Source organism: Vibrio sp. 704 (assembly GCF_033339295.1).
The window spans coordinates 1-577 of the sequence record NZ_JAWOUH010000767.1 but is presented as its reverse complement, the minus strand read 5'-3'; the positions used below and the strand labels follow the sequence as shown (position 1 = coordinate 577).

Genomic DNA, 577 nt, shown 5'->3' with positions numbered 1-577 from the left:
CTAAGGCCTCTGGCAATTGCTCCTCAAATTTCATCAAACGGTCGGCAATTTTCTTTTGCAAATAAAAGTACGCAGAGACCCAACAAGCGACCGCAACCCCAGCGCACAAGTACCAGACTTGCCCCCACAAATAGAGCAGTAAACCGACCGCAACCCCAGATAAAAAGGTGAAGAAGATAACGCGGCTGAACCCCATCGAAATACCCGCGAGTTCGAGCTTTTTCTTAAAGCTTTCAAACAAGCTAAAGCGTACTAACCATCGCTCTAGTGGCGAGAGATTCTTCAAAGAGTTTTCTCTTAGCAGCGAGATACTCTCTTGATCGATATGCTTGTGGCTTTCGTGAATTCTCTTAATGAGCTGTTTGTGTTTCACCTTTTTACCCGCCGAAGGCAGGATCAAAGCTTGGCTAATAAAGAACACCGACAAAAACAGCAAAAGAAGAAATAGGGGGAATTGACTTTCCATAGCACACCCTCCTAACGGACTTTTTCGTTAAATATTTCAAATGGAACGTCTAAGCCTCGTTTAATCAATTGATCATGGCAACTTGGTACGATGCCTGTTGCTATGTAATCC

Annotated in this window: 1 pseudogene; it reads right to left on the bottom strand. The window is 44.0% G+C overall.

The window, feature by feature from the left end:
- Positions 1-466 (bottom strand): annotated as a pseudogene (locus R7R24_RS28995) (pilus assembly protein TadB); the annotation flags it as partial.
- Between the last annotated feature and the right edge of the window lie 111 nt (positions 467-577).